Raw genomic sequence first — 24758 nt, 5'->3', positions numbered from 1 at the left:
CAATCCTGAGGTGTTCGGCCGGTTCCATATCGACGCATCCTCGCAACGACCGCCCGGCGCTATGCACCGTATATTCTTATAAACGCAACGATCCTCTATTGATATGCAATGTAACCGCCCATATACGCATCACAGGGCGTGAGCAGTGCAACACCCCAATGGGAACAGCTTGTGGAACATTTCTCGATCATCCAGGCTCTATGTCGCGCGGCAATGGCCGATGCATCGCCGGCCCTGCGGAAGCAGATCGAGCGACTGCGCGATGCGCTGGCCAAGGATGGAGATACCAAGCAGTCCGCCGCCGTGACCAGCATTCTGACGACCGCGGATCGGACTAAGGAGCTTTCACCCAGCCGCATCGAGCGTTCCAAGGCGCAGATTTCCGGCGAAGTTTTGACGCGCAACACGCCGGTGCCTGTCGATCGCGAAACGGCGGCGGCGCTAGCAGACATTATCTTTCCGGCGGACATTCAACCGACAGCACCACTGTTCAACGCGACCGTCGGCCAGGCCATCGAGACCATCATCGAAGAATGGGCGAATTTCGAAGCCTTATCCGAGATCGACATTCGGCCGTCGAAGACCTGCCTCATCTACGGGGCGCCCGGAACGGGCAAGACCCGCCTGGCGCTCTGGATTGCGCAGCAGCTCGATCTTCCCGTCGTGCTGGTGAAGCTGGACGGTCTCGTGTCGTCCTTCCTGGGCACCACCGCGCGCAACATCGGCAATCTGTTCACGTTCGCGAACCGCCATCGCTGCATCCTGCTGCTCGACGAGTTCGACGCCATCGCGAAGGTCCGAGACGACCCGCAGGAGGTGGGAGAGATCAAGCGCGTCGTGAATGCGCTCCTGCAGAACCTCGATGTTCGCCGCGATATCGGCTTCACGATCGGAATCACCAATCACCCGAAGCTCTTGGACACGGCCGTCTGGCGGCGCTTCGAAGTTCAGCTTGAGATTCCGAAGCCGGACTTCGAGATGCGAAAGGCGATCGCTGCGCATTTCATGCCCCCCGTAAAGGCCCCGGACATCCATCTGCGCCTGATATCATGGTTCACCGAGGGCTCGACGGGCGCCGAGATCGAGTCTCTCGTGCGCACCTACAAGAAGGCCACCACCGTTCGGGAGGAGGACAAGCGCGGGCTGCTCGACACGCTCCGCCAGTTCGCCACGCTTAACGCGGCGCGGGTACAAAGCGAACGCCGCGCGCTGCTGTTCGACGATTCGAGCAATCTGTTTCGGGCCATGCGTAATGATCCCATCCTCGGCTTCTCGATGGCCGACATCGGCGAGATCGCCGGCAAGGACAAATCGACGGTCAGCCGTCAGCTCGGCCGGGCAGCCAAGTCCGGCGAAGGCGAGGTGCTGAATGGCTAGTCCGATCCAGATCGTCCTCAATCCGGAAAACTATGAGGAGGCGCGCGAAGCTGGCGGCGGCGGCGGCCGAAAGGACTTCTTCGCCCACCGCGACGCCGAGTTCGCCAAGCATCGCGCGGCCCTTACGAGCCAGATCGACACCATCTCCGGCGTTCTCAGCGCGCAGGCGCAAGGTGACGTCGGCTTTGTGAAGGTCATTCTGCGCCGCGAAGCCTGGGCGAAAAGTCACCGACCGGTTGCTAGCCTGTTCCGCAGCGATCGCACCCCGGTCGTCGGCGGCGGCGATCTCGGCGTCATGATCATCGAAGCCCGCCCAGGCACGCTTCGCCAGGTCGCGGCCGAGATCGCCAAGGCCGAGACCCATACGGAGATGCGCTTCAACAAACAGAAGCAGAAGGATGAGCCTCACCCGTCCGCCCGAAAGAGCGAAACCGGCGCCATCGATCGGATCGAACTCTACGGCCCTGCCGACCGCCGCAGCTTCTCGGTGGAGGAAGCCGTCGCATGGCTTTCAAATCCGATGACCGGCAGCAGCTACCAGGTCGAACTGTTCGATAGCCCGCCGCCCCGTTCGGAATGGGATCTCCTCGACGCAGGCCATCGTCGCCTCGCCGAGAGTTTCATCGCCGGCTTCAATGCTTTCGATCATGGACTCGCGGTCGAGCGGCTCCCAAATCACCGCCACAAGCAGCCGATCCTCTCCGTCCGGCTCGACCAATCCAGCGATCAGCCCGTCTTACGGCTGAACGAAACCTCGCTCAGCGAGCGCCGTCGCGAATTGGCGGTGTTCAATCCCGACGTCAAAGGCCACGCCCGCCTGCTTGCCTTCCTCGACAGCCATCCACTCGTGCGGCGAATCGAACTGCCCGGCATCGTCGTCCGGGCAACAGGTGCGGCGACGCCAGCGCCGCGCACGCGCCCGACCAACGTCACCATTCCTATTCGGGACAGCCGCCGTACCCATCCTCGGCTCGGCATCATCGACGGCGGCATCAGCGAAGCGCTCTCGGACTGGGTGATCGATCGGTGGGACATTCTCGCGGACGAAGATGTCGACCTCGCGCATGGCACCTTTATCGGCGGCCTAGCCGCGGTCGGCGGCGCTTTGAACGGCGCGGAAACCTGCCCTGAGCCCGATGGCGCGGAGCTGGTCGACGTCGCCGTCTTCCCGAATGAGCGCAAGGCCGGTGCCTTCGCCTCTTACTATCCCGAGGGCTTGCCGCAGTTCTTCGACGAAATGGAAACTGCCGTTTCCGACGCCCGCGCTCGCCACGGCGTGCGGGTGTTCAACATGAGCCTCAACATCCTGCAACCGGCGGCGCCGGATCGGTACAGCCCCCACGCTGCGCGGCTCGATCAGATTGCTGAAACCAACAATGCGGTCGTGTTCATTTCGGCGGGCAATATCCAGCCCCAGGATCTCCGCGCCGAATGGCCCGCCGACGCGACCACCGCGCTCGCCAATCTCGTCAACGCTCGCAATGACGGCTTGCTGACCCCGGCCGAAAGCGCCCGCAACGTCGCTGTCGCCGCGCTGAACCCGCCGGGGCATGATGGGTGCCTGCCCTTCGCGCCCACGCGCTTCAGCCGGCGCGGTCCTGGCCTGCGCGCCGGGGTCAAGCCGGATTTGGCGCATATCGGCGGCGCGGGCACCCAGCATCCCGTCCTCGGACACGGGCTGTTCTCGATCCTGCCCGATGGAACGATCGTCGATGGCTGCGGCACCAGCTACGCCTCGCCGCTCGCCGCGAAGACCGCCGCCGTTCTGGACCACGCCATCGAGGGAGAGGTCTCGCGAGAGACCCTGATCGGCTTGCTGGTCCATCACGCCGAGATGCCGGCGCCATTGCAGTCCAAGGCGCTCGCGCCGATCGCGCGGCATATGGTCGGCTTCGGCATGCCGCCGTCCGCCGACCGGATTCTTGAAACCGGCGACCACGCCATCACGCTCGTCTTTGCTTCGCGTATCCGGCGCGATCAGCAGATCAACTTCCGCTTTGCGTGGCCGGCGTCGCTGGTGGGACCAGGTGGCAAGTGCCGGGGCCGAGCGAAGATCACCCTTGTCTCCACGCCGCCTCTCGATGCCCGGTTTGGGTCGGAGTTCGTGCGGGTGAACATAAACGCCACCTTGCAGCAGGAGCAGGCGGGCGGCGGATGGAAGGGCCAGCTTGAACCGCTCTACCTCCCCTCAAAGCGGGAAGGGCCAGCTATCGAAGCGGAGCGCATCGAACATGATCTGAAGTGGAGCCCGGTCAAGGTTCTGGCCAAGACGTTCCCTAGAGGGGTCGGCCCGTCCTCGAACTGGCGCCTGTTCGTCGATTATTTGACCCGCGCCGGGGAGGTCATGCCCGAGGAGGGCGTGCCGTTCACGGCGATCGTCACCATTAGCGACCCCGACGCCGAACAGCCGGTGTTCACCGATATGCGTCAAAACCTGCAGGCGCTCGGCACGCAAATCGCCGACATCCGGACGGCCGCACGCATTACGCCGCGCGTCTGATCCTGGTCGGCGGATGACGCAGCTCGCCGGATAGCGAGACCTTACGGAGATTTGTCATGGCGAGATCAGTGTCACTCAAAACCGGACGAGTCTTCGGGACCGTCACAGCCGCCAAAGAGCACTTTACGCTCATCCTGAACGGCCAAGAGCTGAACCAGGCATTTGCTGGGGACGAGCTGGCCGACATCCGCGCCATTTACGAGGACTACTGCGCTAAGACCGGCTGGGAATTACCATCGCCTTCGGCGTCCTTCTATCCCACGCATAATCGCGGTCTGGGCTACACCACGCGATGCTATGGCGTGACTTTCGAAGATGGGACGACTGGTAACTTCTCGCTTGAGAAGGCGCTAAGAGCGATTGCAGCGTGAGGTACGTTGGGCGCACAATCAGCAAGCGAGTCTGCCATGTCCGATGATTTCCGCCGTCTTTGGGAGCAACAAGAAGCGCTGCGGCGAATGATGGACCCCTTGGGCGACCTGCGGCGACATATCGATCCGCTGCACGATGCCTACAAAGGGCTAGGAATCGGTTCGGCAACAATGGACTTCATCCGACAGGAAGAAGAACGCCGCAAAATGCTTGCCGACCTCGCGGATGTCGGCGGCGTCGCTAAGATCACCCAAGACTTCGAGCGACAGCGCAAGCTGCTTGAAGGGCCGGTCGAGGAGGCAAGACGCCTGGGCTTGTTAGATCCCAATTCGGACATCCGTAAATCTATCAGCGCGACTATGGAAGCGCAGCAGGCCTATGAGCGCTTGTTCAGGCTTCCAGAGGCCATGGAACTCAGCCGGATCGCCCATGAGGCCATGGAGCGGGCCAGCCTGGCGCGTACTGTGTTCGGGACCGAGGATCGACTGCAAGCGGCTATGGCGTCCATGCGGTCACCTTGGCTCCAGATCGGAGAAGGCCTGGTGTCGGCTAAGGCGTTCTCCGAGATCGTAGCGATGGGCCGCGGCATCGAGAGTCGGTCCGCGTTCGATCATGTTTTTGCCTCAGCGCTACGGCCTGGGCTTGGCGATTGGCGCGATCTGCTCACGCCGACACCCGAGCAGTTGATCGACCCCGTGCTGCGTTCCGGTTTCTATGTCGAGCTGGGCTTCGATCCCGATCTTACCGATTTCACGCCTATGGCTTTCGACGAAAGCCTGCGGATCGCTGGTCTGCGGGGACCAGAGGCGACCGAGGGCCCCGACGAGCAGGAAGACGGCTTCGTCCGTGCCAAGGAGGCGTTCGATCAACTGCAACGGTTCGAAGTCGCGCTCCGTCGCTTCATCGAGCGTGTGATGCAGGCCGCTTTTGGCGACGATTGGATGAAGCGCCAGCTGCCCGCCAACATGCTCGACGCTTGGATCGACAAGCGAGATAAAGCGGTGAAGGCCGGATATTCCGAGCAACCGCTAATCGACTATGCGGATTTCACCGACTATCGGGCAATCATCGAACGTAAGGACAACTGGAACGCGGTGTTCAAGCCGGTGTTCGGACGCGCAGAGGATGTGCGTGAATCTTTCCAGCGCCTGTTCCCTGTCCGGATTTCGACCATGCACGCCCGCCTCATCACCCGGGACGACGAATTACTGCTGCTGGTCGAAACCAAGCGCGTCCTGAAGGCGATCCGGGGTCAGTAATCAACGGTGGAGCGGATACGACTCGCCGATGACGAGGGATACGGCCACCAGAAACTCAAATTGGAACAAGGCGGGCTTCTCGGGCCAGTCACCTGGCTTTACGCCCCGCGCCACCTCACAAGCGACGCGGGTCGACCCAGGCGGTATGGCGCGTTTAGCTTTCTTCCGAAGCCGGCTGAACGAGCGTCCGGTTACGCGATCTAAGCGTCCGGAAGCAGCCGTTCTGCTATCCACCAGTTTTGCCATTAACCTCCGCGGCATTCGTTCGGCAAAATCGCCAGCAGCAGAGACGATCGCGCATCATCCCTCCCACTCCGGCGAGGCTATCCGGCGTTCGCAAACCTCGCGCACAAGGGCTTGCAACGTGCCGACCCGCTCGCCCAGCCACCGCAACTCTTCGGCGCTGATCTCATAATGCGGAGAATAGCGCGCATTTACGTAGGCTTGGCGCAATAGATCAAAACAACGTCGACTGAATTTGTTATCGCGAGGCCACGCTACGATCAACTCTGGCGCAATCTCCTCGCAGTGTGAACGAAGAAAACTGAGGCGGTGCGATTTCGGGCTGTAGAGTGATAGCGTCAGCAAGGTGCAATGGTAAAATTGTTCTACTGCCTGATGTAGCTCGAAAGCAGCCTTGTTACGCCAATATTGGTCGTCTCCTTCGGCACGCTGCAATTTAAAGGTCGTGAGCGACCGCAGAGCAATCGAATACCATCGATCAAAATTAATTTTCGCCTCGGCCAAGGCCTTATCTGACGGAAGAGTCCGAGGTTGTGCAAACGGGAACCCTTCGGCTTCGTAGAGCGCCACCCCCTGCTCGACGATATCAATGAAAAACGGCCGCCCACGCTCCAACTGTGCGTTAACGTCGTTCAGCGTATGCACGATGAAATTTACCGGAGCTGTAAGGGCATTATTGATCGTCAGGTCGCGCATGAGGCGATCCTCGGCTGGCGACCAGAATTCGAAATCGCCCAATCTGTCGTCGCTCACGACAATCAGGATGTCATAGTCGGACTTGTACCCGCCGATGGGATCATCGACCCAATCGCCGCGCGCATAGGAGCCGTAGAGGACAATCTTGAAGATCCGCCCCTGCTTAGCCCATTTCGAATTACCCCGCGCGTGCACGGCCTGAAATTCTTCAAACAGAACTCGGACGACATGCGCCAACTCGCGCTGTTTCGATTGGGGTAAATGGTCGAGCAGGTCATGCATAAGCGCAGTCTAGCAACATGGCGGCGTTTCTGCACAGTCGAGAAAAGCATCGCGTCTTTGCAGTTGAGACGTGCACCAGAAACGCCACGTCAATGATCACGACCCGCATGGGCCGAGACGCGAAACGTGGCTCGGCGACGCGCAAGCGGCGTAGAGCATGGCCGCGTCAAACGCGGCGACGCCACCTGCTCGCTTTCCGGCACGATTCTCAAGCCAATCTCATGACGCAGGAACATCTCGGCGCGCTTTGGCGAACTCCCGGTCCGCCGCCATAAACATTGCCAGGATCGGAGCGACAAGCTTCTCGGGTGGTTGGTTCGGCTGCTCATTCTCGGCCCCGTGTACTGCCGCGTAAGCGATTAAATCGCGATAGATGGCCGCCGGCAACGCGACGGAAATCTTGACCGGCTTATCCTCGACCAACGCCCCAAGTTTCAGCTTACCCATCATTTCTCTCCGGTGTGGGGCGGTGCCAGTACCAGGTCATGCGTGACGATGACCCGAACGGGATAACCCGGGCGGATCGTCAGCGTCGGCTGAATGTTCAACTGGCGGCGCACGATTTGCTGGCCAGTCTGGCTGACCGTGTCGGATGTGCCTTGGCGCACCGCACGCACCAGATCGCTGTCGCTGCTACCGCCTGCCTGAGCGCCGACGCCCAAAATCGTCGACAGCAAGGCCGCCTTGGCGATCCCACCCAAATGATAATTGGTGCTGTCCTGAAGCCCTGCGTAGCCCGACACGTCGGCGCCGGGTTGGCGGTCGAGAACGACGGAGCTGCCGTCCGGCAAGATCAGCCGAGTCCACGCGAGCAGCACGCGGTTCTGTCCGAACGACACTTGTGAATCATATTCACCGACCAACTTGGCGCCTTGCGGGATCAGCAGCAGGCGGCCGGTCGGGCTGTCATAGACATTGGCCGTCACCTGGGCGGTGATCTGTCCGGGCAAATCCGAGCGGATACCAGTAACCAAAGCGGCGGAAATCACGCTGCCGGCTTGCAGCGTGTACGGCGACGACAAGGGCTCCAGGCGCTGCACGCTCCCCGTACGCCGATCCACCTCCGCGCCAAGGAACGCGCGTTTGTGGCCCTGTTCGTCATCGCCCGAAGCCGTCGCGGTGGCGGCGGCCTGACCCGGCAGCCCCGCGACCAAGCTCAACGAATTGGGAGCGGCAGAACCCACGGCACCCACGCTCTCGCTACCGGCACTGGAGCCAAGGAACAACTTGCTGGTCCGCGCCGCGTCTCGCTCTTGTCCGACCCGCTGACGAGCGGCCTGCGATGCATTGGCTCCAGTGGAACGCGATCCCGGGCCCGTCGCGCCCATCGGCGGCGCTTGTACGCCGACACCGCGCTGTTGAGCGGACAAGATCGGCCGCCCAAGGTCGCCCGGCAAAGGCGGCCCGAGTTTCGGGATTTGCCCATAGTCTTTGGGCGCGCTTGCCAGACTGTCGGCGGTCGAGCGGCTTTCGGTCTTGTAGAGTTCGGACGGCGCCTGCTTCGTCACGGGCTGTAGCGCGTAGATGAGCGCGCCACCGACCGCCGTACTGGCGATAAGCCCGAGGATCGACAGGGCTTTGCGCGAGAGACGCATGACGCGCGGCGGGTCGCCGCGAAGCTGGAGGTCTGGCGGCGGCGGGAGCGCGTCCTCTGCGGCGGGCTCAGTCACTTCCTGCCCTTTCGGCCGGTATCGGCTGAGCGGACGATGCGCACCGTCTCCGCGCCCTTCTTTCCGCCCATGCGCAGTTCAGCTGTGGCGAACCGGCGATCGACGATCATGAAACGATCGCGCACCCGGTAATTGACGAGCTCGCCCGCGCCGCTTGCGCCGATCACGAACAGTGGCGGCATCTCGCCTTGGCCGATGGTGGCGGGAAATTCGATGAAGATTTGTTGGCCGTCATCGAACGCGCGCAGCGGTCGCCAGGCGGGACTATCGCCCTCGATCGCGTAGCCGAATTCAAGCGCGCCGACATCGACGCCCGCAGCGATCGGGGCCGCGGCCACTGCAATCGTGTTCTGCCGCCGTAGCGCGATCAATTGATCCTGCGGATAGGTCCAGGAGACGGAAGCCATATAGGTGGCAGGCGTGGCGCGCAGTTCGAGATGGTAGGTCCGCCGGTCGGTGTTGATTACTAGATTGGTGGTGAGATCGCTGCGCGTCGGCTTGACGAGGATATGGACCCGGTTCGTTGTGCCGGCACCGCTGGTGGTATCGCCGATAATCCAGCGCACCGTGTCGCCGGCCGCCACTGGCCCGGCCCCAACGAGCTGTTCGCCCTCCTGCAACGCGATATCAGTGACTTGGCCCGGCGCCGTGTAAAGCTCGTAAAGCGCGCCCTCGGTCCAGGGATATTGCTGGATCGCGTTGAGAAACCCGCCGCTGGCCGGCTGCACGCGCGCGGCGGCGTTGGCGACCACGACGCGGACCTTGGGATCCGGCTCAATCAGTCTGGCGCCGCGGACAGGCAGCGGCTTCAATTGACCGGGAAGCGGCAACGGGACCGGTATAGCGACGATATCGCGTTGGCCGACAGGCTCGGTCACCCGCTGCGCCGGCATTCCTGTCGCGAGGTCCACGGACTGCGCCTGGGCCGGAGAGAAGGAGAGTCCGCTCAAAAGCGAGGCCGATGCCATCGTTATGCGCCGACGATGAGAGACAAAAGGCGCGCGTGTCATTGGCTGAGTTCCTTCGACCAGTTGATGGCGTTGACGAACAGGCCAAGCGGGTTCTTGCGCAGCGCGTCGGCCGTGTGGGGCGGTTGGACCACGATCGTGAGGATCGCCGACCAGCGCTCGGTCCGCGCCAGACTGCCATCCTGATAATGACGCTCGGTCCAGCCGACGCGGAAGCTGTCGGCCGACGCGCGCACGACGCTCGACACATCGACCGCGACCTGCACCTTGCCGATCTGCGCGAACGGGTCGTTGGTCCGCGCATAATCGTTGAGCGCCAGCGCGCCCTGCTCGGTCGTAAAGTCATAGGCCTTGAGCCAATTCTGCCGCACGACCACGGGATCGGCGGCGATGCCGCGCACGTCTTCGATAAAGGCGGCCAGATGGAACGCGACCTGCGGGTCGGTCGGCTTGTAGTCGGCCGTGGCGGGTGCCACCGATTTCGCTTCGCCGAGCTTGTCGACCTCGACCACCCAGGGAACGATCGTCCCGCGTGCGTTCTGCCAAAGCAGCCCACCGGTCAGTGCGCCCGATAGTGCGAGCGCGCCGAAGCAAGCGAGCCGCCAGTTGCGGGCCTGCACGCGGGCCGATCCGATCCGGTCATCCCACGCCTGGCCGGCGCGCTGATAGGGGGTGACCGGCTCGGGCGTCTGCCCGTAGCGGATCGAGGGGCGCTTAAACATGGACGATCAATCCTTCTGGTTGAGATCGAGGGAGGAACCAGCGCCGCCGCCATCTCCGGCGCGCACGGTGTGCGCGGCAACGGTGGCGGCTTGGCCGACCGTCTGACGCCGCTTCATGGCGGTTGCCCAAGCAGGCTGCGCGGATGTGCCAGCACCACCACCTGACGTGCTGTCACCAGCACCGGCACCGCCTTGCTTCGCGGCCTCGGCGGCTTTGCGAAGCGGAGAGGTCGCAGCGCTCATAGCGGCCTTGCCGACGCCGGACAGACCGCCGGCCACGCTTGCCGCACCGGACTTACCGGCTGCGCCCGCCTTGTAAGCAGAAGCGGCACCGCTGGCGGCGCGCGCTCCAGCCGAAGCAGCGGCACCGATCCCGCCCGTCGCGGCTCCAGCCGCAAGTGCGGTCGCGGCGGCCGCACCACCAACGACACCGGCTGCGCCGAGTGCGGTGCCAGCGGCCGCACCCGCGCCGAGCTGCGGTCCGCCTGCAACGATGCCGTTGGCAATGCCGGGACCAAAGATGCCAAGGCCCAGCAGGGAGAGGGATGCCAGAACAATCGCCATCGCATCCTCGATCGTCGGCTGGGTGTTGGTCACCGACGTGAATTGGCTGAACAAAGTCGAGCCGATGCCGATGATCACGGCGAGCACGAGCACCTTGATGCCAGAGGAGATAACGTTGCCAAGCACGCGCTCGGCCATGAAGGCAGTCTTGCCGAACAGCCCGAATGGGATCAGCACGAAGCCGCACAAGGTCGCGAGCTTGAACTCGATCAGCGTGATGAACAGCTGGATCGCCAACACGAAGAAGGCGAGCAAGACGATCACCCAGGCAAACAGCAAAACCGCGATCTGGATGAAATTCTCGAAGAAGCTGACATAGCCCATCAGCCCCGAGATCGAGTCCAGGATCGGCCGCCCCGCATCGAGTCCGACCTGCGCGACCTTGCCGGGGTGGAGCAAATCGTCGGCGCTGAACCCGGCGCCCGAGGCCTTGATGCCAAGCCCGGCAAAACTGTTGAAGACGATCTTGGCGAGCGCATTCCAATTGCCGATGATGTAAGCGAAGACGCCGACGAACAGCGTTTTCTTGACGAGCCTGGCGATGATGTCGTCACCTTCCCCCCAGCTCCAGAAGAGGGCTGCGAGCGTCACGTCGATGACGATCAGCGTCGTCGCGATGAACGCGACTTCTCCGCCCAGCAGGCCGAAGCCGGAATCGATGTAGGAGGTGAAGACCTCGAGAAAGCGGTCGATTACGCCGGTGCCACCCATGTCAACGCGCTCCCGCGTCGGACGGGAGTGCAGCTGCGGCGTCGTTGACGATCAATTTCGGCGTGTCGGACACCGGGACCACAACAGTCTCGATCGGCGGGGCCAGCGCTGCTCGCGTTCCGGGCGCGAGAAAGCGCCGCCGGTTCTCAGCCCAGGCACGCAGACAGCCCGTGTCGCTTGCACCGACCTGCCCGATCGACTGGCAGCGCATCAGTTCGGCGCGCCACGGCTCGCTCGAGGCAACGGTTACGACCGGTGCCGCTACCGCCTCGCTGCCGGGTGCCCGCCGCATGTCGATCACCGCGACGGTGATCGCGATCGCCACAAAAGCGATCGCGCCAATGCGCGGAAGTGTCTTGCCGTCCATGATGCTCGCCTCAGTTATGGAACATGGAGACGGCACCGCGCTGATAGCCGGTCCCCGGGGTCAGGAAGCGCCTGAGCTGTTCGCGCGCCTGGTCCTGCGCGGCGGCCCTTTGCGCGGCATCGAGCGACTGCGCCCGGCCTTGCGCAGCGAGCAGCGCGGTCAAGTCGGAGAGCTGCTGCGACTGCAGTGCGAGAAGCTGATTGCCGGCCTGGGTCGCCTGAAGCGCGCCGCTCGCCGACTGGCTGGAGGTCACCAATTGGTCCATCGTCGCCTTGGCGCCGTCGATATTGCCAACGACGCCGGCCTGCACCTTCAAGGCGTCCTCAAATGCGCCGACAGAATTTTCCCAGCGGTCCTTGGCACCGGCGACCAGCGCCTGATCGCTCGCGGACATGCTGACCCCGCGATATTTTGTGCTGAACACCTGATCGATCGACTGCACGTCGTAAGCGATGCGCTGCGCACTGTTCAACAATTGCTGGGTTCGCTGGACCTGTGCCTGCAACTGCGCGAGCGACGAGAAAGGCAGTGACGCGAGATTGCGCGCCTGATTGATCAGCGAGGTCGCCTGGCCCTGCAGCTGCTGGATCTGGTTGTTGATCTGCTGCAGCGAGCGAGCGGCGGTCAGCACGTTCTGCGCGTAGTTGCTTGGATCGTAGACGATACCACCGAACTGTGCGTCGGCTGGCACGCTCGCGACTATCAGCGCGACGGCGAGGCTCGACACGGCGACGCGGGAAAGGATCGAACGCTTCACGACAAAGTCTCCTGATGGACGGTGGGAAGAAGGTCGGCGGCCCAACCGGCCCCGCGTGCGCGCAGCCAGGCCGCGGCAAAGCCGTCGCGCCCGTGCAGCTCGAGCAATTGCGCGATCTGGAGCTGGTCGGTTTTCGAGGACGCGGCGACGAAGGCGAGCGCGACTTCGCCCAGGCCCAGATCGAACAGACGATTGCCGCGGCGCGACTGGCAGTAATAGTCGCGCTTTGGGGTCGCCCGGGCGAGAATCTCGATCTGCCGATCGTTCAGACCGAACCTGCGGTAGATCGTCGAGATTTGTGGCTCGACCGCGCGCTCGTTGGGCAGGAAGATGCGCGTCGGGCAGCTCTCGACGATCGCGGGCGCGATCGCGCTGGTCTCGATATCGGCAAGGCTTTGGGTGGCGAAGATGACGCTCGCATTCTTCTTGCGCAGCGTCTTCAGCCATTCGCGCAGCTGCTGGGCAAAAGCGGGGCTGTCGAGGACCAGCCAGCCTTCGTCGATGATGATGAGCGTCGGCGAGCCATCGAGCCGACCCTCGACGCGGTGGAACAGATAGGACAGGACCGCAGGCGCGGCGCCCGAGCTGGTCAGACCCTCCGTTTCAAACGCCTGGACGCGGCCATCACCGAACTGCTCCTTCTCGGCATCGAGCAGATTCCCGTAGGGTCCGCCGACGCAATAGGGCGCGAGCGCCTGCTTCAGCGCGCGCGATTGCAGCAATACCGTGAGGCCGGTGATAGTGCGCTCACGCACCGGTGCTGATCCCAGGGAGCCGAGCGCCGACCAGAGATGCTCCTTCACCTGTGGATCGACCGTGATCCCTTCGCCCGCGAGGATCGCGGCGAGCCACTCCGCCGCCCAGTTGCGCTCGGCCGGGTCATCGACGCGCGCGAGCGGCTGGAGCGACACGCCTCCGGGGCCGTCATCGTGCAAGCCGCCGCCAAGGTCCTGCCACTCGCCGCCCATGGCGAGCGTGGCAGCACGGATTGAACCGCCAAAGTCGAAGGCGAAGATCTGTGCGCGCTCGTAGCGCCGGAACTGCATCGCCATCAGGCCGAGCAACACGGACTTGCCCGCACCGGTCGGCCCGACGATCAGCGTGTGACCGACATCCCCGACATGCAGGGAGAAGCGGAACGGCGTCGAGCCTTCGGTTCGCGCGTAGAACAGCGGCGCGGCGTCGAAATGCTCATCGCGCTCCGGCCCGGCCCAGACTGCCGAGAGCGGAATCATGTGCGCGAGATTGAGCGTCGAGATGGGCGGTTGCCGGACGTTCGCGTAAAGATGCCCCGGTAGACTGCCGAGCCATGCCTCGAGCGCGTTCATACTTTCGGAGATGGCGGTGAAATCGCGACCCTGAATCGCCTTTTCGACCAGCCGCAATTTCTCGGCAGCGACGGCGGGATTGGCATCCCACACGGTGATGGTCGCCGTCACATAGGCCTGGCCGATCATGTCACTGCCGAGTTCCTGCAGTGCCTGGTCGGCATCCGCCGCCTTGTTCGACGCATCGCTGTCGAGCAGCGTCGAGGCCTCGTTGGTCATTACCTCTTTGAGGATCGCGGCAACCGACTTGCGCTTAGCGAACCACTGGCGGCGGATGCGCGTCAGCAGCTTGGTCGCATCGGTCTTGTCGAGCATGATCGCGCGGGTCGACCAGCGGTACGTAAAGGGCAGCCGATTCAGATCGTCGAGCAGACCAGGGAAGGTCGCGGTCGGGAAGCCGGTGATCGACAGGACACGCAGATGCTGTGTGCCGAGCCGCGGCTCAAGGCCGCCGGTGATGGGCTCGTCGGCGAGCAATGCATCGAGATACATCGGCGTCGCGGGCACGCGGACGCGCTGCACTTTGGTTGAGACCGTGCTGTGCAGATAGGTCAACGTCTCGGGGTCATCGAGCCAGTCAACTTCGGGGAAGAAGCCCTCGACCAGGCGCAGGAGGCGGTCGCAGCGGTCGGTGAAGCCGGACAGCAATTCCCACGGATCGACACCGGTCCCAGCCCGGCCTTCATAGAGCCACCCCTCCGCGCGCGCGGCATCTTCGGCTGGCGGCATCCAGGCGAGCGTGAGGAAATAGCGACTTTCGAAATGCGCGCCTTCCTCGGCGAACTGCTCGGCCCGTTCACGATCGACCAGCGCCGAGGCGGCATCGGGAAAGGTGCCTGCGGGATAATGCTGGGCTGCGAGCCGCTGCGCTTCAACGAACACCGTCCAGCCCGAGCCGAGCCGACGAAGCGCATTGTTGAGGCGTCCCGTTGTCGCGACCAGCTCGGCGGGTGTCGCGGAATCTAGGTCGGGTCCACGAAAACGCGCGGTACGCTGGAAGCTGCCATCCTTGTTGAGGATGACGCCGGGTGCCACGAGCGCCGCCCATGGCAGGAAGTCGGCGAGGTTGGCGGCGCGGCCGCGATATTCGCGCAGAGACATCATCGGGTCGGCCTCACGCGCGCAGGAAATTGGGGTAGCGAAGGTGGCGGCGGACCACGTCGACGAACTGCGCATCGCGCTTCGCCGCCCAGACCGCTGCCGTGTGACCGATGCCCCAAACCAGGAGTCCGACGAGCCAAAGCCGCAGGCCGAGCCCGAGCGCACCGGCGAGCGTGCCGTTCGCGATCGCGACGGCGCGCGGTGCCCCGCCGAGCAAGATTTGCTCGGTGAGGGCGCGGTGGACGGGCGCATAGAACCCTTGGATGGGTGCATCGGCGTCCATCAGATCAACGCCCCGCCGCCAAAGCTGAAGAAGCTCAGGAAGAAAGAGCTGGCGGCAAAGGCGATCGACAGGCCAAACACGATCTGGATCAGCTTGCGCGAGCCGCCCGACGTGTCGCCGAACGCCAGCGTCAGCCCGGTCACGATGATGATGATCACCGCGACGATCTTGGCGACCGGTCCCTCGATACTTTCGAGGATCGACTGGAGCGGTGCTTCCCACGGCATGGACGACCCGGCGGCATAAGCGGGGAGTGCCAAAAACGCAGCGGCGGCTGCGATAAGCAACGGCGGGACGTTGCGCGGGTGTGCGAGGGGGAGGCGGTAGGTCATGCTTGTGCTCCAATTTGGTCGAGGACAGCGGGGGACATTCGGTAGTTTCCTTCGGCATCGAGTCCCTCGACCCGCGCGAGTTCGGCGAGCCGTCGGCCACGACCATCGCGGACCAGAACCGCGACAAGATCGATCGTTTCGGCGAGCAAGGCGCGCGGGACGGTGACGACGGCTTCCTGGATGAGCTGCTCCATCCGGCGCATCGCGCCGAGCGCGGTGCCGGCGTGGATCGTGCCAACGCCGCCTGGGTGGCCGGTGCCCCACGCCTTCAGCAGATCGAGCGCCTCTGCACCGCGCACCTCACCGATTGGGATGCGATCGGGCCGAAGCCGCAGCGATGAGCGAACCAGATCGGACAGCGAAGCAACGCCGTCCTTGGTCCGCAAAGCGACCAGATTGGGACTGGCGCATTGCAACTCGCGCGTGTCCTCGATCAGCACGATCCGGTCGTCGGTCTTGGCGATCTCGGCGAGCAATGCGTTGGTGAGCGTGGTTTTGCCGGTGCCCGTGCCGCCTGCGACGAGGATGTTCAGGCGCGCCGGCACCGCCGCGCGGAACACCGCCGCCTGATCCGCCGCCATGATGCCGGCCGCGACATAGTCATCGAGCGTGAAGACTGCGACGGCGGGCTTGCGGATCGCGAAGGTGGGTGCTGCGACGACGGGCGGCAGCAGCCCCTCAAAGCGCTCTCCCCCTTCCGGCAATTCCGCCGAGACGCGCGGGTTTCCGGCGTAGACATCGACGCCGACATGGTGCGCGACGAGGCGAACAATTCGCTCGCCGTCCGCATTGCTCATAATTACGCCGCTGTCGCTGACGCCTTCGCCGAGCCGATCGATCCAAAGGCGACCGTCGGGGTTGAGCATGATTTCGATGATCTTGGGGTCGTCGAGCCACGTCGCGATCGCGGGTCCGAGCGCTGTGCGCAGCATCCTGGCACCACGCAAACCGGCTTCGGATCGGATTGGAAGAACGGCCACGTGGACCCCCGCAAACTGCCCGAGCACCTGCTGCTCGGCTGACGGGGTCGATTAAGAGAGACAGAAATGGTCGGGGCTCAACAGCAAAGTTGGAGCGTCGTGGCGTGGCGTAGAATAACTTGTAATCGGTCGTTCACTGAGGAACCAAGATCACAACCACGGGCGGCTTCGTGCTGTTTCGACGGTTTCGCTTCACACTTAGGAAGCTTCAATTTCGTGCAACGGTAATGCTTGTTGAACGACTCGTCAGGTAAAGGATGGGCGGTGGAGATGCGCTCGCAGCGCCGCCTGATCGTCAACGCTGCGGCTGTCATATCGCCGGGTTTCGTCCCATATAGGATCCTGAGCCCCTATTGCGCGTTCATTGACTGGAAACGCTCGCGCGCATATCGTGCCATCGGAGCATTTGTGATGCAGCACGTCGCCTATTTTGATTCGGTCGAGCGCCAGCGTGCCAAGCAGCATGCTCGCGAGCAGGACGACCGCGACCTGCAGGCCGGGCTGGTTTCGCCTGAAGCGCTTAACCAGCAAAACGGTTTCTTCTCGGGCATCGACTTCTCGAATGCTTCAATTCGCCGTCGGCGCCGGTTGGCAGCCTGACAAGCGAGCCCTTAGCGCCTGAAGCCGTTCTCGACATTGCCTCGCACCTCGCGCTCGAGGATGGGGCTTTCGTTATTGGTGGCCAGGCGCTTAATCTGTGGGCGGAATATTATTCCGCAGCCGACGAGTTAGCACTGTACCGACCGTATACATCCAAAGACATCGACTATTTCGGCTACCGCCAAGCCGCGCAGAAGCTCGCTGATGCGCTAGGCGGCCGTGTCCTCGAGCCGGCTATGGATGACCAGACGCCGCAAACAGCCATCGTCGAGGCCGAGGTGCAGGGACAGTTATTACGGATAGACTTTTTGGGGAATGTCCTCGGGGTCCGACCGAAGGCACTGCAGGAAGCGGTCGTCGAGATCATCGTGCCTTACAAGAGGAGCGATACCGTGGGTAGCTTGGCCATTCCGGTGATGCATCCGCTCCACTGTTTGCAAAGCAGGATCGCTAACCTGATCGTTTTGAAGCGGCCGGACGCAACCGCCAGAAGACAGGCCGAGGCAGCGCCGGTGGTGTTGCGTGAATATGTCGATCATGCGCTACGCGACGGCGACCACCGCGAAGCGACGCGCACCCTTCAAGATCTGTTTCACTTTCTTGCCAAGGACCCGACAGGCCGAAAGGCACATCGAGCCGTGGACCGCGATCCGCTGGAAGTGATGGAAACCTTTGTGGACGATCTGCGGATCGACTCGCGCTACCGCGAAAAAATTCTCCGACCGGCAATTGCCAAGATACGGAAGCAACGCACCGCATTCGGACGCATCCTGGTGGCCCTTGCCGGGGCTTCAAAGCACGCGAGCTAGCGCACCAGATACCGCCTGCGCCGTCTGTCATTCAACGGCCAGGCACATCGCGCGAAACCTCCCGGCTCAGGCGCGGACCGTTTTCCATCTTCCGAGCCAGCGATTCGACGAACCGCTCCCAGCGGTCTTTCCCCATCGCCTGGGCCGCGGCGAGCGCAGTGTCGGGGAGCGGCGCATTGTTCGTCAGCCAGAACCGAATGAACAGCGCGAGCGTTTCGTTGGTCAGTTCGACATTCCACTCGAGCCGCTCGGCTTGACGAGTCAGTCGATCCAGACGTCGCGCCAGCGCCGCTTCGAGCCGATCGGCGCCATCGGGCGACAGGAACGAGGTCAGCGCTGCTTCAATGATCGCTCCCTGCGGCACCTTCCGCATCCGAGCATGCTCGGCGAGGTCACGCCCGAGTTGCACCGGAAGACGAAAGGTCAGCTTCACGCGCGGCTTGATCGTCATAGCGCGATGCTGTCACCGGGATCGAGCGACGCCTGACGCGCCAAGCCGGCGGCCCGGTCCTGTAACCGGCGTCGCGCGATTTCTTCTTCCGGGTTCGCCAGGATACCGAATTCAAATTCGCTTTGTGGCGCCTTAGGTCGCGGCACGATCTCCTCCTGCACTGGCAAATCGGGTTCGCGCCGGATGCCTGCGTTCGCGGGATCGGCCGTCGGAGTGATGTCGCGGATAACCTCCATTTCTCCCTCGTCCGGTCGCGTCTCCACAGCTTTTTCCTCCACGATGTCCGGCGGCGGCGGCGGCGGTGAGGCGATGGCAGGCGCCGCAACGGGCGGTGCGCCCGTCCAATCGTCAGCAGGCAGTTCAACTGGACGGCTGGCCAGCGGATCGGGCGGCGGCAGAAGCCTCGGGTCGAACTGGCGGTCCGCGAAATAGCGCGCTTTGGTGGCGCGGATCGGCGCAACACCGGCCGCCATGACGATCTCATCGTCGGGCGGAAGCTGCATCACCTCTCCAGGGGTGAGCAACGGTCGCGCCGTCTCGCTGCGCGATACCATGAGATGACCCAGCCAAGGCGATAACCGGTGCCCGGCATAGTTTCGCATCGCGCGCATCTCTGTAGCCGTTCCCAGGGCATCCGAAATGCGTTTGGCGGTTCGCTCGTCGTTGGTCGCGAACGAGACGCGGACATGGCAGTTGTCGAGAATGGCGTTGTTGGGTCCATACGCCTTCTCGATCTGGTTCAAGCTCTGCGCGATGAGGAACCCCTTGATGCCGTAGCCGGCCATGAAGGCGAGCGCGCTTTCGAAGAAGTCGAGCCGCCCGAGTGCCGGGAATTCGTCGAGCATCAGCAGTACCCGTTGGCGCTTGGACTTGGTGTTCAGATCCTCGGTTAGCCGCCTCCCGATCTGGTTGAGGATCAGCCGGATCAGGGGCTTGGTTCTGGAGATGTCGGAAGGGGGAACGACGAGATAGAGGCTGGCAGGCCGCGTGCCATCGACAAGATCGGCGATGCGCCAGTCGCAGGCACCCGTCACCGCGGCAACGATAGGATCGCGATACAGGCCAAGGAACGACATCGCGGTCGAGAGCACGCCGGACATTTCGTTCTCGGACTTGTTGAGCAATTCCTGAGCGGCCGATGCGATGACCGGATGCACGCCAGCCGCACCCAGATGGGGCGTGGTGATCATCGCCTTGAGCGCCGTCTCGATCGGTCGCTTGGGATCAGAAAGAAAGGCAGCCACACCGGCGAGGGTCTTGTTCTGCTCAGCGTACAGGACGTGGAGGATGGCCCCGACCAGCAGCGAGTGGCTGGTTTTCTCCCAATGGTTGCGCTTCTCGAGACTACCCTCGGGATCGACCAGGACGTCGGCGACATTCTGGACGTCACGCACTTCCCATTCGCCTTTGCGAACCTCGAGCAACGGATTGTATCGCGACGACGCTGCGTTGGTCGGGTCGAACAAAAGCACGCGCCCGATCCGAGCGCGAAAGCCCGCGGTCAACGTCCAGTTCTCGCCCTTGATGTCATGGACGATGCAGCTGCCCGGCCAGGTCAGCAGTGTAGGCACCACCAAACCCACACCCTTGCCCGATCTCGTCGGGGCAAAGCAGAGGACGTGTTCGGGGCCATCGTGCCGCAAATACGAGCCGCTCATTCGGCCCAGCACGACGCCGGCATCGCCCAGCATGCCGCCGGTCTTCACCTCTTCTGGAGTCGCCCATCGCGCCGACCCGAAGGTCAGCGCATTCTTCTGCTCACGCGCGCGCCAGACCGACATGCAGATGGCGACGGCGATCGAGAGGAACCCACCGGAGGCGGCGATCGCCGCGCCGCGCAGAAAGATCGCCGGCGCATAAGCATCGTAGCTGAACCACCACCAGAAGAAGGCGGGTGGCGGGTAGATCGGCGTTCGCCAAAGCGTGAACCAGATTGGCTGCAGCTGCGGCTGATAGCCGAGCGCGTGCGCGGTCCACTGGGTCGCGCCCCAAAGCGTAAGAAGCACGATCAGCAACACCGTGGTAACCTGGCCCCACAGAATTTTGGTCGCGGACATCAGATTGGCTCCGAAGCTAAAGGAGACGGTGGGTTCATCGACCGAGCCCACGCGACCGACCAAGCGACCAGTCGACCGCACCGCCGGGACCCATCGTGCCGGTGATGTGGCGACCGAGATGCGCATCGAGTGCAGGTCGCCAGGGAACGAGCTGAAAGCCGAGACCGTCGTCGATCATGGCGAAGCGACCCGAGGAAAGCGTGACCCGCTCGCGGTAGACGCCGCTGACATAATCGCCGAGCGCTGACGGGTTATGGACAAGGCCAGTCTGCCCGACCTTCCGCAACACGGCGTCATCCAGCTCGCGCGCCTTCAATGTTTCGATCAAGCCGCGCTGAATCGAAACTCCGCTACCGACACGGTGCGCCAAGCCCTCTTCCACGAGATGCGCTTCGCGTCGTTCCCGCGCGTCACGGATATCCCGGCCAAACCCTCCAGCTGTGGGGACGGGGGATTGGCTGACAAGCTGCCGATCGAGCCATGTAGTGCCACGGGCCTCGATCTGCTGATCCAGCGAGAGGTCGGAACGGACGGCGAGCGACAAACGCGTATCGCCGTTTGTTCCCACCCATTGTCTCACTTCGACGATCGCGCCGGGCGCGGCGTCGCCGGTCGTCTCGAGATCTGCGAACCGGACATGGTGGACGTGACCGTCAGCACCGTCGATCACGGCATAGGCAGTGCCTGTGAGTTCGTCATGAAGTCCGCGCTCGACCAGCTGCCCGATGATTGGTTCGGACGGCGCATCCCCTTGCAGCGCAAAACTCTGCGGATCGATCGAACGCTCGGCGCCCGCCATCGCGCGGTGCATGGTCTTGATGATATCGGTCCGGATCGACAGATCGCGCAAGGTGGGTTCGAGGTCAGCGCGCAATGTCCAGGTGGCGGAGGAGACGCGGTTAGCGAGACCAAGTCGCTCCAGTTCTGCCGCCCGGCCCAGCAACAGGATACGGCGATTCATATCCGGCCCGGGTTCTCCGGGGCGCAGATCGACGATCCCATTACTCTCATCCGCCATTCGACCAAGCTGGCGATCGAGATTGGTGAAGCGCTGCGCGCCGACCTCGCGACCGAGCGCTGCCTCGATCTCACGCTCGCTCCGTTGTCCGAGTTCGAGCGTCGCCCGGCTCTCTGCGCGAGCGCGCATACCCTCCCGGATATAGTCGCGATCGATGACAAGGTCCGAGCCATCGGCAGCACGACCGCGGACCAGCACATGGATGTGCGGATTGTCGGTATTCCAATGATCGACGGCGACCCAGTCGAGATCGCTGCCAAGATCGCGCGCCATGTCATCCATCAGCTCGCGCGTGAACGCTCGCAGGTCGGTCATTTGGGAGGCGTCCTCGGGCGAGACGATGAACCGGAAATGGTGACGGTCGCCGTCGCACCGTTCGGCGAACGAATCTCCGTCTGCGGCGTCGCTGGTGCGATCGAACAGAGTGGCGTCGCGACCGTCTCGAGTGACGCCGTCTCGCTCGAGATAGGCGACGTGCCGCGCGAGTGGCGCGGCGCGGTAGCGCGCGCCGTGGTGCCGCACAACCCGCGCCTTGATTACGACCCGGCGATTGGTTCGACTAAACCGGGCGTTCAACGCCGCGCTGCGCCCACGACCCAGATGCCCTGTCCCTCCGCATCCCGGCCTTGCCGAGCGCCGCGCATGTCCCGCTTTGGCGGCAGCGCGGCGAACCTGCGCAGCAAGACTCTTCGCCCGGCTGCCTGAACGCGCTCCACCGTCACCCACCTTACCGGGGCGGATCGTGAAGTCGTGATCGTCACGCTCCACGATCAGCGTCACCCGTTTGAGGTGGTGCCAGCCGATAAGATACTGAATAACTGACGGAAACCGCAGAAGGCGCCAGCCCCCTATAGCGGCTGCCAGACAAAATTCCCCTTACCGACCAACCACATAAGCTAGCCGGTACGGCAGCGCTTTTATCTCGCCATCGCTTCTCACTTTCTGCGATCTCAAAGGCATCTACCCCCATTCCTACGCTATGCTGCGCCAGAAGCGGCAATGCGACCAGCTGCGTCATTGCGGATGTTGGCCGAAAAGAGCGACGAACAGGCTAGGGCGTGACGAGTGAGTCGCGCCCGAGGCGAGGTCTGCACGCTCGACGGGCTTTGTTTCGGATGCGGCGGACACGCTTTTCGAGCCGTTCACGAAGATCGTAGCGCGCGTCCAGGTAGATGGGTCCGGGCGTTGCGCGACGCCGGCAAAGGTGACCGGCCCGCTCGTGGTCGGTGTCAGCTTCGCGACATAGCCAATGGTCTCAGCAGGGAGAGGTCGCCCGCTGCGGAGATATGCTTCGTAACGAACAGGGCCTGCATTGTAGGCTGCGAGGAACCCCGGCGCGCCATAGCGATCGTAGAGTTCGCGCATGTAGGCAGCACCAGCGAGAATGTTCGCGCGAGGGTCGTAGATGTCATCGGCAAGACCGTAGCGCGCGTGCAAATATGCCCACGTCGCAGGCATGATCTGCATCAGGCCTGTAGCGCCTTTGACCGATACCGCGTGCGGATTGCCCGCACTTTCTACGCGCATGACCGCGTAAATCCAGCTTTCGGGGATGGCGAAGCGCTGCGCCGCCTCCGTGACATAAGCGTCGATCGAGACTGCTGATTGGCCGTTTTCGGCAGCGCTGAGCGGCATCGGTAAGCTCATGGCAGCAACGCTAGCGACACAGACGCCCAGCCGATGAAGGAGCGAAGTTGGCATCGCGCTTCAAACGCGACTGTCGCGCCGCGACTGGCGCGTCCAGACGAGATGGTGCGTGCCATCGCCCTCGTTTGATTGGAAAAGATTCGCATGGATCGGCCCAGCAAAGCTCGGGTCGTCGATCATCAAGGAGAGATAGGCGCCCGCGCGCTCTCCCGTTCGGCGCCATGCGGCGCCGACTCGGAAATCCGGTGCGTTATCGACGTCGAAATGGTCAGCGGGCAGCAGCGTGAGCGCTGTTTCGAGCGACATTGTACTGACGATGCCGGTGAAGCCATCCGACGTTCGGGTGAAAAGTCCAATCTGGGGCATGCCATGTTCCTTGGATGAGGGCGGAAAAAGGGAAACCGGCTGGCTCAGCGCTGCGCCGCCGGCTTGGAAACCCAGAGCGGCGTCAGCATCGCGCGCACCGTGGAAGCAGGGAGCGGGCCGAAATATCGGCCGTCAAAGCTGTCGGGAACCGCGGCGCTCATCAGGAATACTTGATGGGGACCAAGCCGCCGGCAGCCGGCCCATCTGGGCAGCGGACGACCATACCGATCGAAGGGCAAGGCGTTGCCAAGATGCTTCCCGTCTACGGAAACACTCGAGCCAAATCGGCAAACGGTCTGGCCTGCCATTGCGGCGACAGGCTTCAACAAGGGCACCCTGAGCGGCAGATAATGGCGCTGTGCCAGAAACGTTTCGAGAGCCTTGGGCGGCGTAACCGCGACCAGATCGCCGACCTTGACGACGGCTCCCGGGTGGGCGCGGTAGAGGCCGATCGGAACGCTCGCGCTAGCGTTCCAGACGAACCGGGCAGCAGGGTGGATGAAGCCGGTCGCGACCGTCGCCATAATCGCGAAATAGGCCGTCATCACATAGACGAAACGGGTCATGGCTGGAGCTCCTTGCGCCCCATCCAGGCGCGATGGCGTTCAAGGGAATAGGGTCGTGCCGGATGGCTGGCGGTCATGCGATTGTGGAGATGGCGCCAATGGTCTGGCGCCGCGTTGCAGGGGTCAACGCCGAGCGCTTCGACTTGATCGATCGCTTGAAGGACGCGTTCGACGCGTGGCCAGCCGCCGATGTGGAGGAGAATGTCGCCACCTGGGTCGACACAGGGCACCGTCGAACACGCGGCGTCCTCGGCTACCGCGAGAACGATATGGATGCGCGACAGGATGGTGCCGTGCGCGTTCGATGCCCAGTGGATGAGCGCGAAAACAGCGTTCGGTTGGAAGCCGACCACGCGCGTTCGACGATCGACGATGCGCTCCTGCGTAATCCGACCGAAGCGAATCCAGTGCTCGATCTTGCCTTCGATCCACACCAGACGGACGCGCGTCATGTCGTTGCCCGCCTGCTGCCGAGTGTCGTCGGCATGAGCTGTCGCCACCGGACATCCGGGCGACATCGGCGGCTTCCCGTCGGCAATCACGACGAGTTTCCCGACTTGCCTGCCGGCGGCGGCGCGCAACTATCGCCTAGCGTTAGAAAGAATCCGTAGGATTCTATGTTAGCACAGTTAGCGTAGCCGAAAACGACGCCAGGACAGCATGTTAAGGTCTGTTTGGGTTTTCGATGGCACGAGCTTTCGGTTTTCGAAAGCACGAGCGGCCAAGTCAACG

General features: G+C 63.3%; 25 protein-coding genes. 6 read left to right on the top strand and 19 right to left on the bottom strand.

The features are described 5' to 3' along the window. Positions 1-138 precede the first annotated feature (138 nt). The 4 genes from U1738_RS14430 to U1738_RS14415 all read left to right on the top strand — a co-directional run bounded on the left by U1738_RS14430 (position 139) and on the right by U1738_RS14415 (position 5508). The gene (locus U1738_RS14430; protein WP_332789740.1) at positions 139-1377 is read left to right on the top strand and encodes an AAA family ATPase; all 1239 of its coding nucleotides are present in this window, start codon (positions 139-141) and stop codon (positions 1375-1377) included. Then, on the top strand, positions 1370-3877 hold the full coding sequence (locus U1738_RS14425) for a S8 family peptidase (protein WP_332789739.1): 2508 nt from the start codon (positions 1370-1372) through the stop codon (positions 3875-3877). Before U1738_RS14430 ends, U1738_RS14425 begins: the two co-directional genes overlap by 8 nt. A gap of 68 nt (positions 3878-3945) precedes the next feature. Then, positions 3946-4248: a hypothetical protein gene (locus U1738_RS14420; RefSeq protein ID WP_332789738.1), complete on the top strand. Its 303-nt coding sequence runs from the start codon at positions 3946-3948 to the stop codon at positions 4246-4248. Positions 4249-4284: 36 nt separating this feature from the next. After that, positions 4285-5508: a Swt1 family HEPN domain-containing protein gene (locus U1738_RS14415; protein WP_332789737.1), complete on the top strand. Its 1224-nt coding sequence runs from the start codon at positions 4285-4287 to the stop codon at positions 5506-5508. 300 nt (positions 5509-5808) lie between these two features. Here U1738_RS14415 and U1738_RS14410 read toward each other — a convergent pair whose 3' ends face one another. The 12 genes from U1738_RS14410 to trbB all read right to left on the bottom strand — a co-directional run bounded on the left by U1738_RS14410 (position 5809) and on the right by trbB (position 16512). Then, on the bottom strand, positions 5809-6729 hold the full coding sequence (locus U1738_RS14410) for a HEPN domain-containing protein (RefSeq protein ID WP_332789736.1): 921 nt from the start codon (positions 6727-6729) through the stop codon (positions 5809-5811). A gap of 219 nt (positions 6730-6948) precedes the next feature. Further along, a complete protein-coding gene (locus U1738_RS14405; protein ID WP_332789735.1) occupies positions 6949-7176 on the bottom strand; it encodes a DUF2274 domain-containing protein in 228 nt (75 codons plus the stop codon). Further along, on the bottom strand, positions 7176-8399 hold the full coding sequence (locus U1738_RS14400) for a TraB/TrbI/VirB10 family type IV secretion system protein (RefSeq protein ID WP_332789734.1): 1224 nt from the start codon (positions 8397-8399) through the stop codon (positions 7176-7178). Before U1738_RS14400 ends, U1738_RS14405 begins: the two co-directional genes overlap by 1 nt. Beyond that, on the bottom strand, positions 8396-9409 hold the full coding sequence (gene trbG, locus U1738_RS14395) for a P-type conjugative transfer protein TrbG (protein WP_443027024.1): 1014 nt from the start codon (positions 9407-9409) through the stop codon (positions 8396-8398). The genes U1738_RS14400 and trbG overlap by 4 nt, the downstream gene beginning before the upstream one ends. Further along, entirely contained in the window at positions 9406-10089 is a 684-nt protein-coding gene (gene trbF, locus U1738_RS14390) for a conjugal transfer protein TrbF (RefSeq protein ID WP_332789732.1), read from the bottom strand. The genes trbG and trbF overlap by 4 nt, the downstream gene beginning before the upstream one ends. Before the next feature lie 6 nt (positions 10090-10095). Further along, positions 10096-11364 carry a P-type conjugative transfer protein TrbL gene (trbL, locus tag U1738_RS14385; RefSeq protein ID WP_332789731.1) on the bottom strand — a complete coding sequence of 423 codons (1269 nt, stop codon included), beginning with the start codon at positions 11362-11364 and terminating at the stop codon, positions 10096-10098. Position 11365: 1 nt separating this feature from the next. Beyond that, a complete protein-coding gene (trbK-alt, locus tag U1738_RS14380) occupies positions 11366-11731 on the bottom strand; it encodes a putative entry exclusion protein TrbK-alt (protein ID WP_332789730.1) in 366 nt (121 codons plus the stop codon). A gap of 10 nt (positions 11732-11741) precedes the next feature. Beyond that, a complete protein-coding gene (gene trbJ, locus U1738_RS14375) occupies positions 11742-12488 on the bottom strand; it encodes a P-type conjugative transfer protein TrbJ (RefSeq protein ID WP_443027023.1) in 747 nt (248 codons plus the stop codon). Continuing rightward, the gene (gene trbE, locus U1738_RS14370) at positions 12485-14920 is read right to left on the bottom strand and encodes a conjugal transfer protein TrbE (RefSeq protein ID WP_332789729.1); all 2436 of its coding nucleotides are present in this window, start codon (positions 14918-14920) and stop codon (positions 12485-12487) included. Before trbE ends, trbJ begins: the two co-directional genes overlap by 4 nt. Positions 14921-14930: 10 nt before the next feature. Beyond that, positions 14931-15200: a VirB3 family type IV secretion system protein gene (locus tag U1738_RS14365; protein WP_332789728.1), complete on the bottom strand. Its 270-nt coding sequence runs from the start codon at positions 15198-15200 to the stop codon at positions 14931-14933. Then, a complete protein-coding gene (locus U1738_RS14360; RefSeq protein ID WP_332789727.1) occupies positions 15200-15532 on the bottom strand; it encodes a TrbC/VirB2 family type IV secretion system protein in 333 nt (110 codons plus the stop codon). Before U1738_RS14360 ends, U1738_RS14365 begins: the two co-directional genes overlap by 1 nt. After that, the gene (trbB, locus tag U1738_RS14355; protein ID WP_332789726.1) at positions 15529-16512 is read right to left on the bottom strand and encodes a P-type conjugative transfer ATPase TrbB; all 984 of its coding nucleotides are present in this window, start codon (positions 16510-16512) and stop codon (positions 15529-15531) included. Before trbB ends, U1738_RS14360 begins: the two co-directional genes overlap by 4 nt. Positions 16513-16776: 264 nt before the next feature. On the opposite strand from trbB, the gene U1738_RS14350 reads away from it, so the two are divergent. Together U1738_RS14350 and U1738_RS14345 are read left to right on the top strand one after the other, a co-directional pair. Beyond that, the gene (locus U1738_RS14350) at positions 16777-17112 is read left to right on the top strand and encodes a hypothetical protein (protein ID WP_332789725.1); all 336 of its coding nucleotides are present in this window, start codon (positions 16777-16779) and stop codon (positions 17110-17112) included. Positions 17113-17348: 236 nt separating this feature from the next. After that, the gene (locus U1738_RS14345; protein ID WP_332789724.1) at positions 17349-17921 is read left to right on the top strand and encodes a hypothetical protein; all 573 of its coding nucleotides are present in this window, start codon (positions 17349-17351) and stop codon (positions 17919-17921) included. 31 nt (positions 17922-17952) lie between these two features. Here U1738_RS14345 and U1738_RS14340 read toward each other — a convergent pair whose 3' ends face one another. The 7 genes from U1738_RS14340 to U1738_RS14310 all read right to left on the bottom strand — a co-directional run bounded on the left by U1738_RS14340 (position 17953) and on the right by U1738_RS14310 (position 24565). Next, positions 17953-18372, bottom strand: coding sequence for a CopG family transcriptional regulator (locus U1738_RS14340; RefSeq protein WP_332789723.1), 420 nt, complete (start codon positions 18370-18372; stop codon positions 17953-17955). Beyond that, positions 18369-20429, bottom strand: a complete 2061-nt coding sequence (locus U1738_RS14335) for a conjugal transfer protein TraG (RefSeq protein ID WP_332789774.1) — start codon at positions 20427-20429, stop codon at positions 18369-18371. The genes U1738_RS14340 and U1738_RS14335 overlap by 4 nt, the downstream gene beginning before the upstream one ends. Positions 20430-20463: 34 nt before the next feature. Continuing rightward, entirely contained in the window at positions 20464-22215 is a 1752-nt protein-coding gene (locus tag U1738_RS20320) for a relaxase/mobilization nuclease domain-containing protein (RefSeq protein ID WP_443027030.1), read from the bottom strand. A gap of 246 nt (positions 22216-22461) precedes the next feature. Further along, positions 22462-23082, bottom strand: coding sequence for a lytic transglycosylase domain-containing protein (locus U1738_RS14325; RefSeq protein ID WP_332789722.1), 621 nt, complete (start codon positions 23080-23082; stop codon positions 22462-22464). Positions 23083-23154: 72 nt separating this feature from the next. Further along, positions 23155-23460: a DUF736 domain-containing protein gene (locus U1738_RS14320; RefSeq protein WP_332789721.1), complete on the bottom strand. Its 306-nt coding sequence runs from the start codon at positions 23458-23460 to the stop codon at positions 23155-23157. A gap of 44 nt (positions 23461-23504) precedes the next feature. Further along, a complete protein-coding gene (locus U1738_RS14315; protein ID WP_332789720.1) occupies positions 23505-24026 on the bottom strand; it encodes a S26 family signal peptidase in 522 nt (173 codons plus the stop codon). Further along, entirely contained in the window at positions 24023-24565 is a 543-nt protein-coding gene (locus tag U1738_RS14310; protein WP_443027029.1) for a DUF2840 domain-containing protein, read from the bottom strand. The genes U1738_RS14315 and U1738_RS14310 overlap by 4 nt, the downstream gene beginning before the upstream one ends. Positions 24566-24758 lie beyond the last annotated feature (193 nt).

The organism is Parasphingomonas caseinilytica (genome assembly GCF_036663755.1).
Taxonomy (GTDB): Bacteria; Pseudomonadota; Alphaproteobacteria; order Sphingomonadales; family Sphingomonadaceae; genus Sphingomonas.
This window is presented reverse-complemented; position numbering and strand designations above follow the sequence as displayed.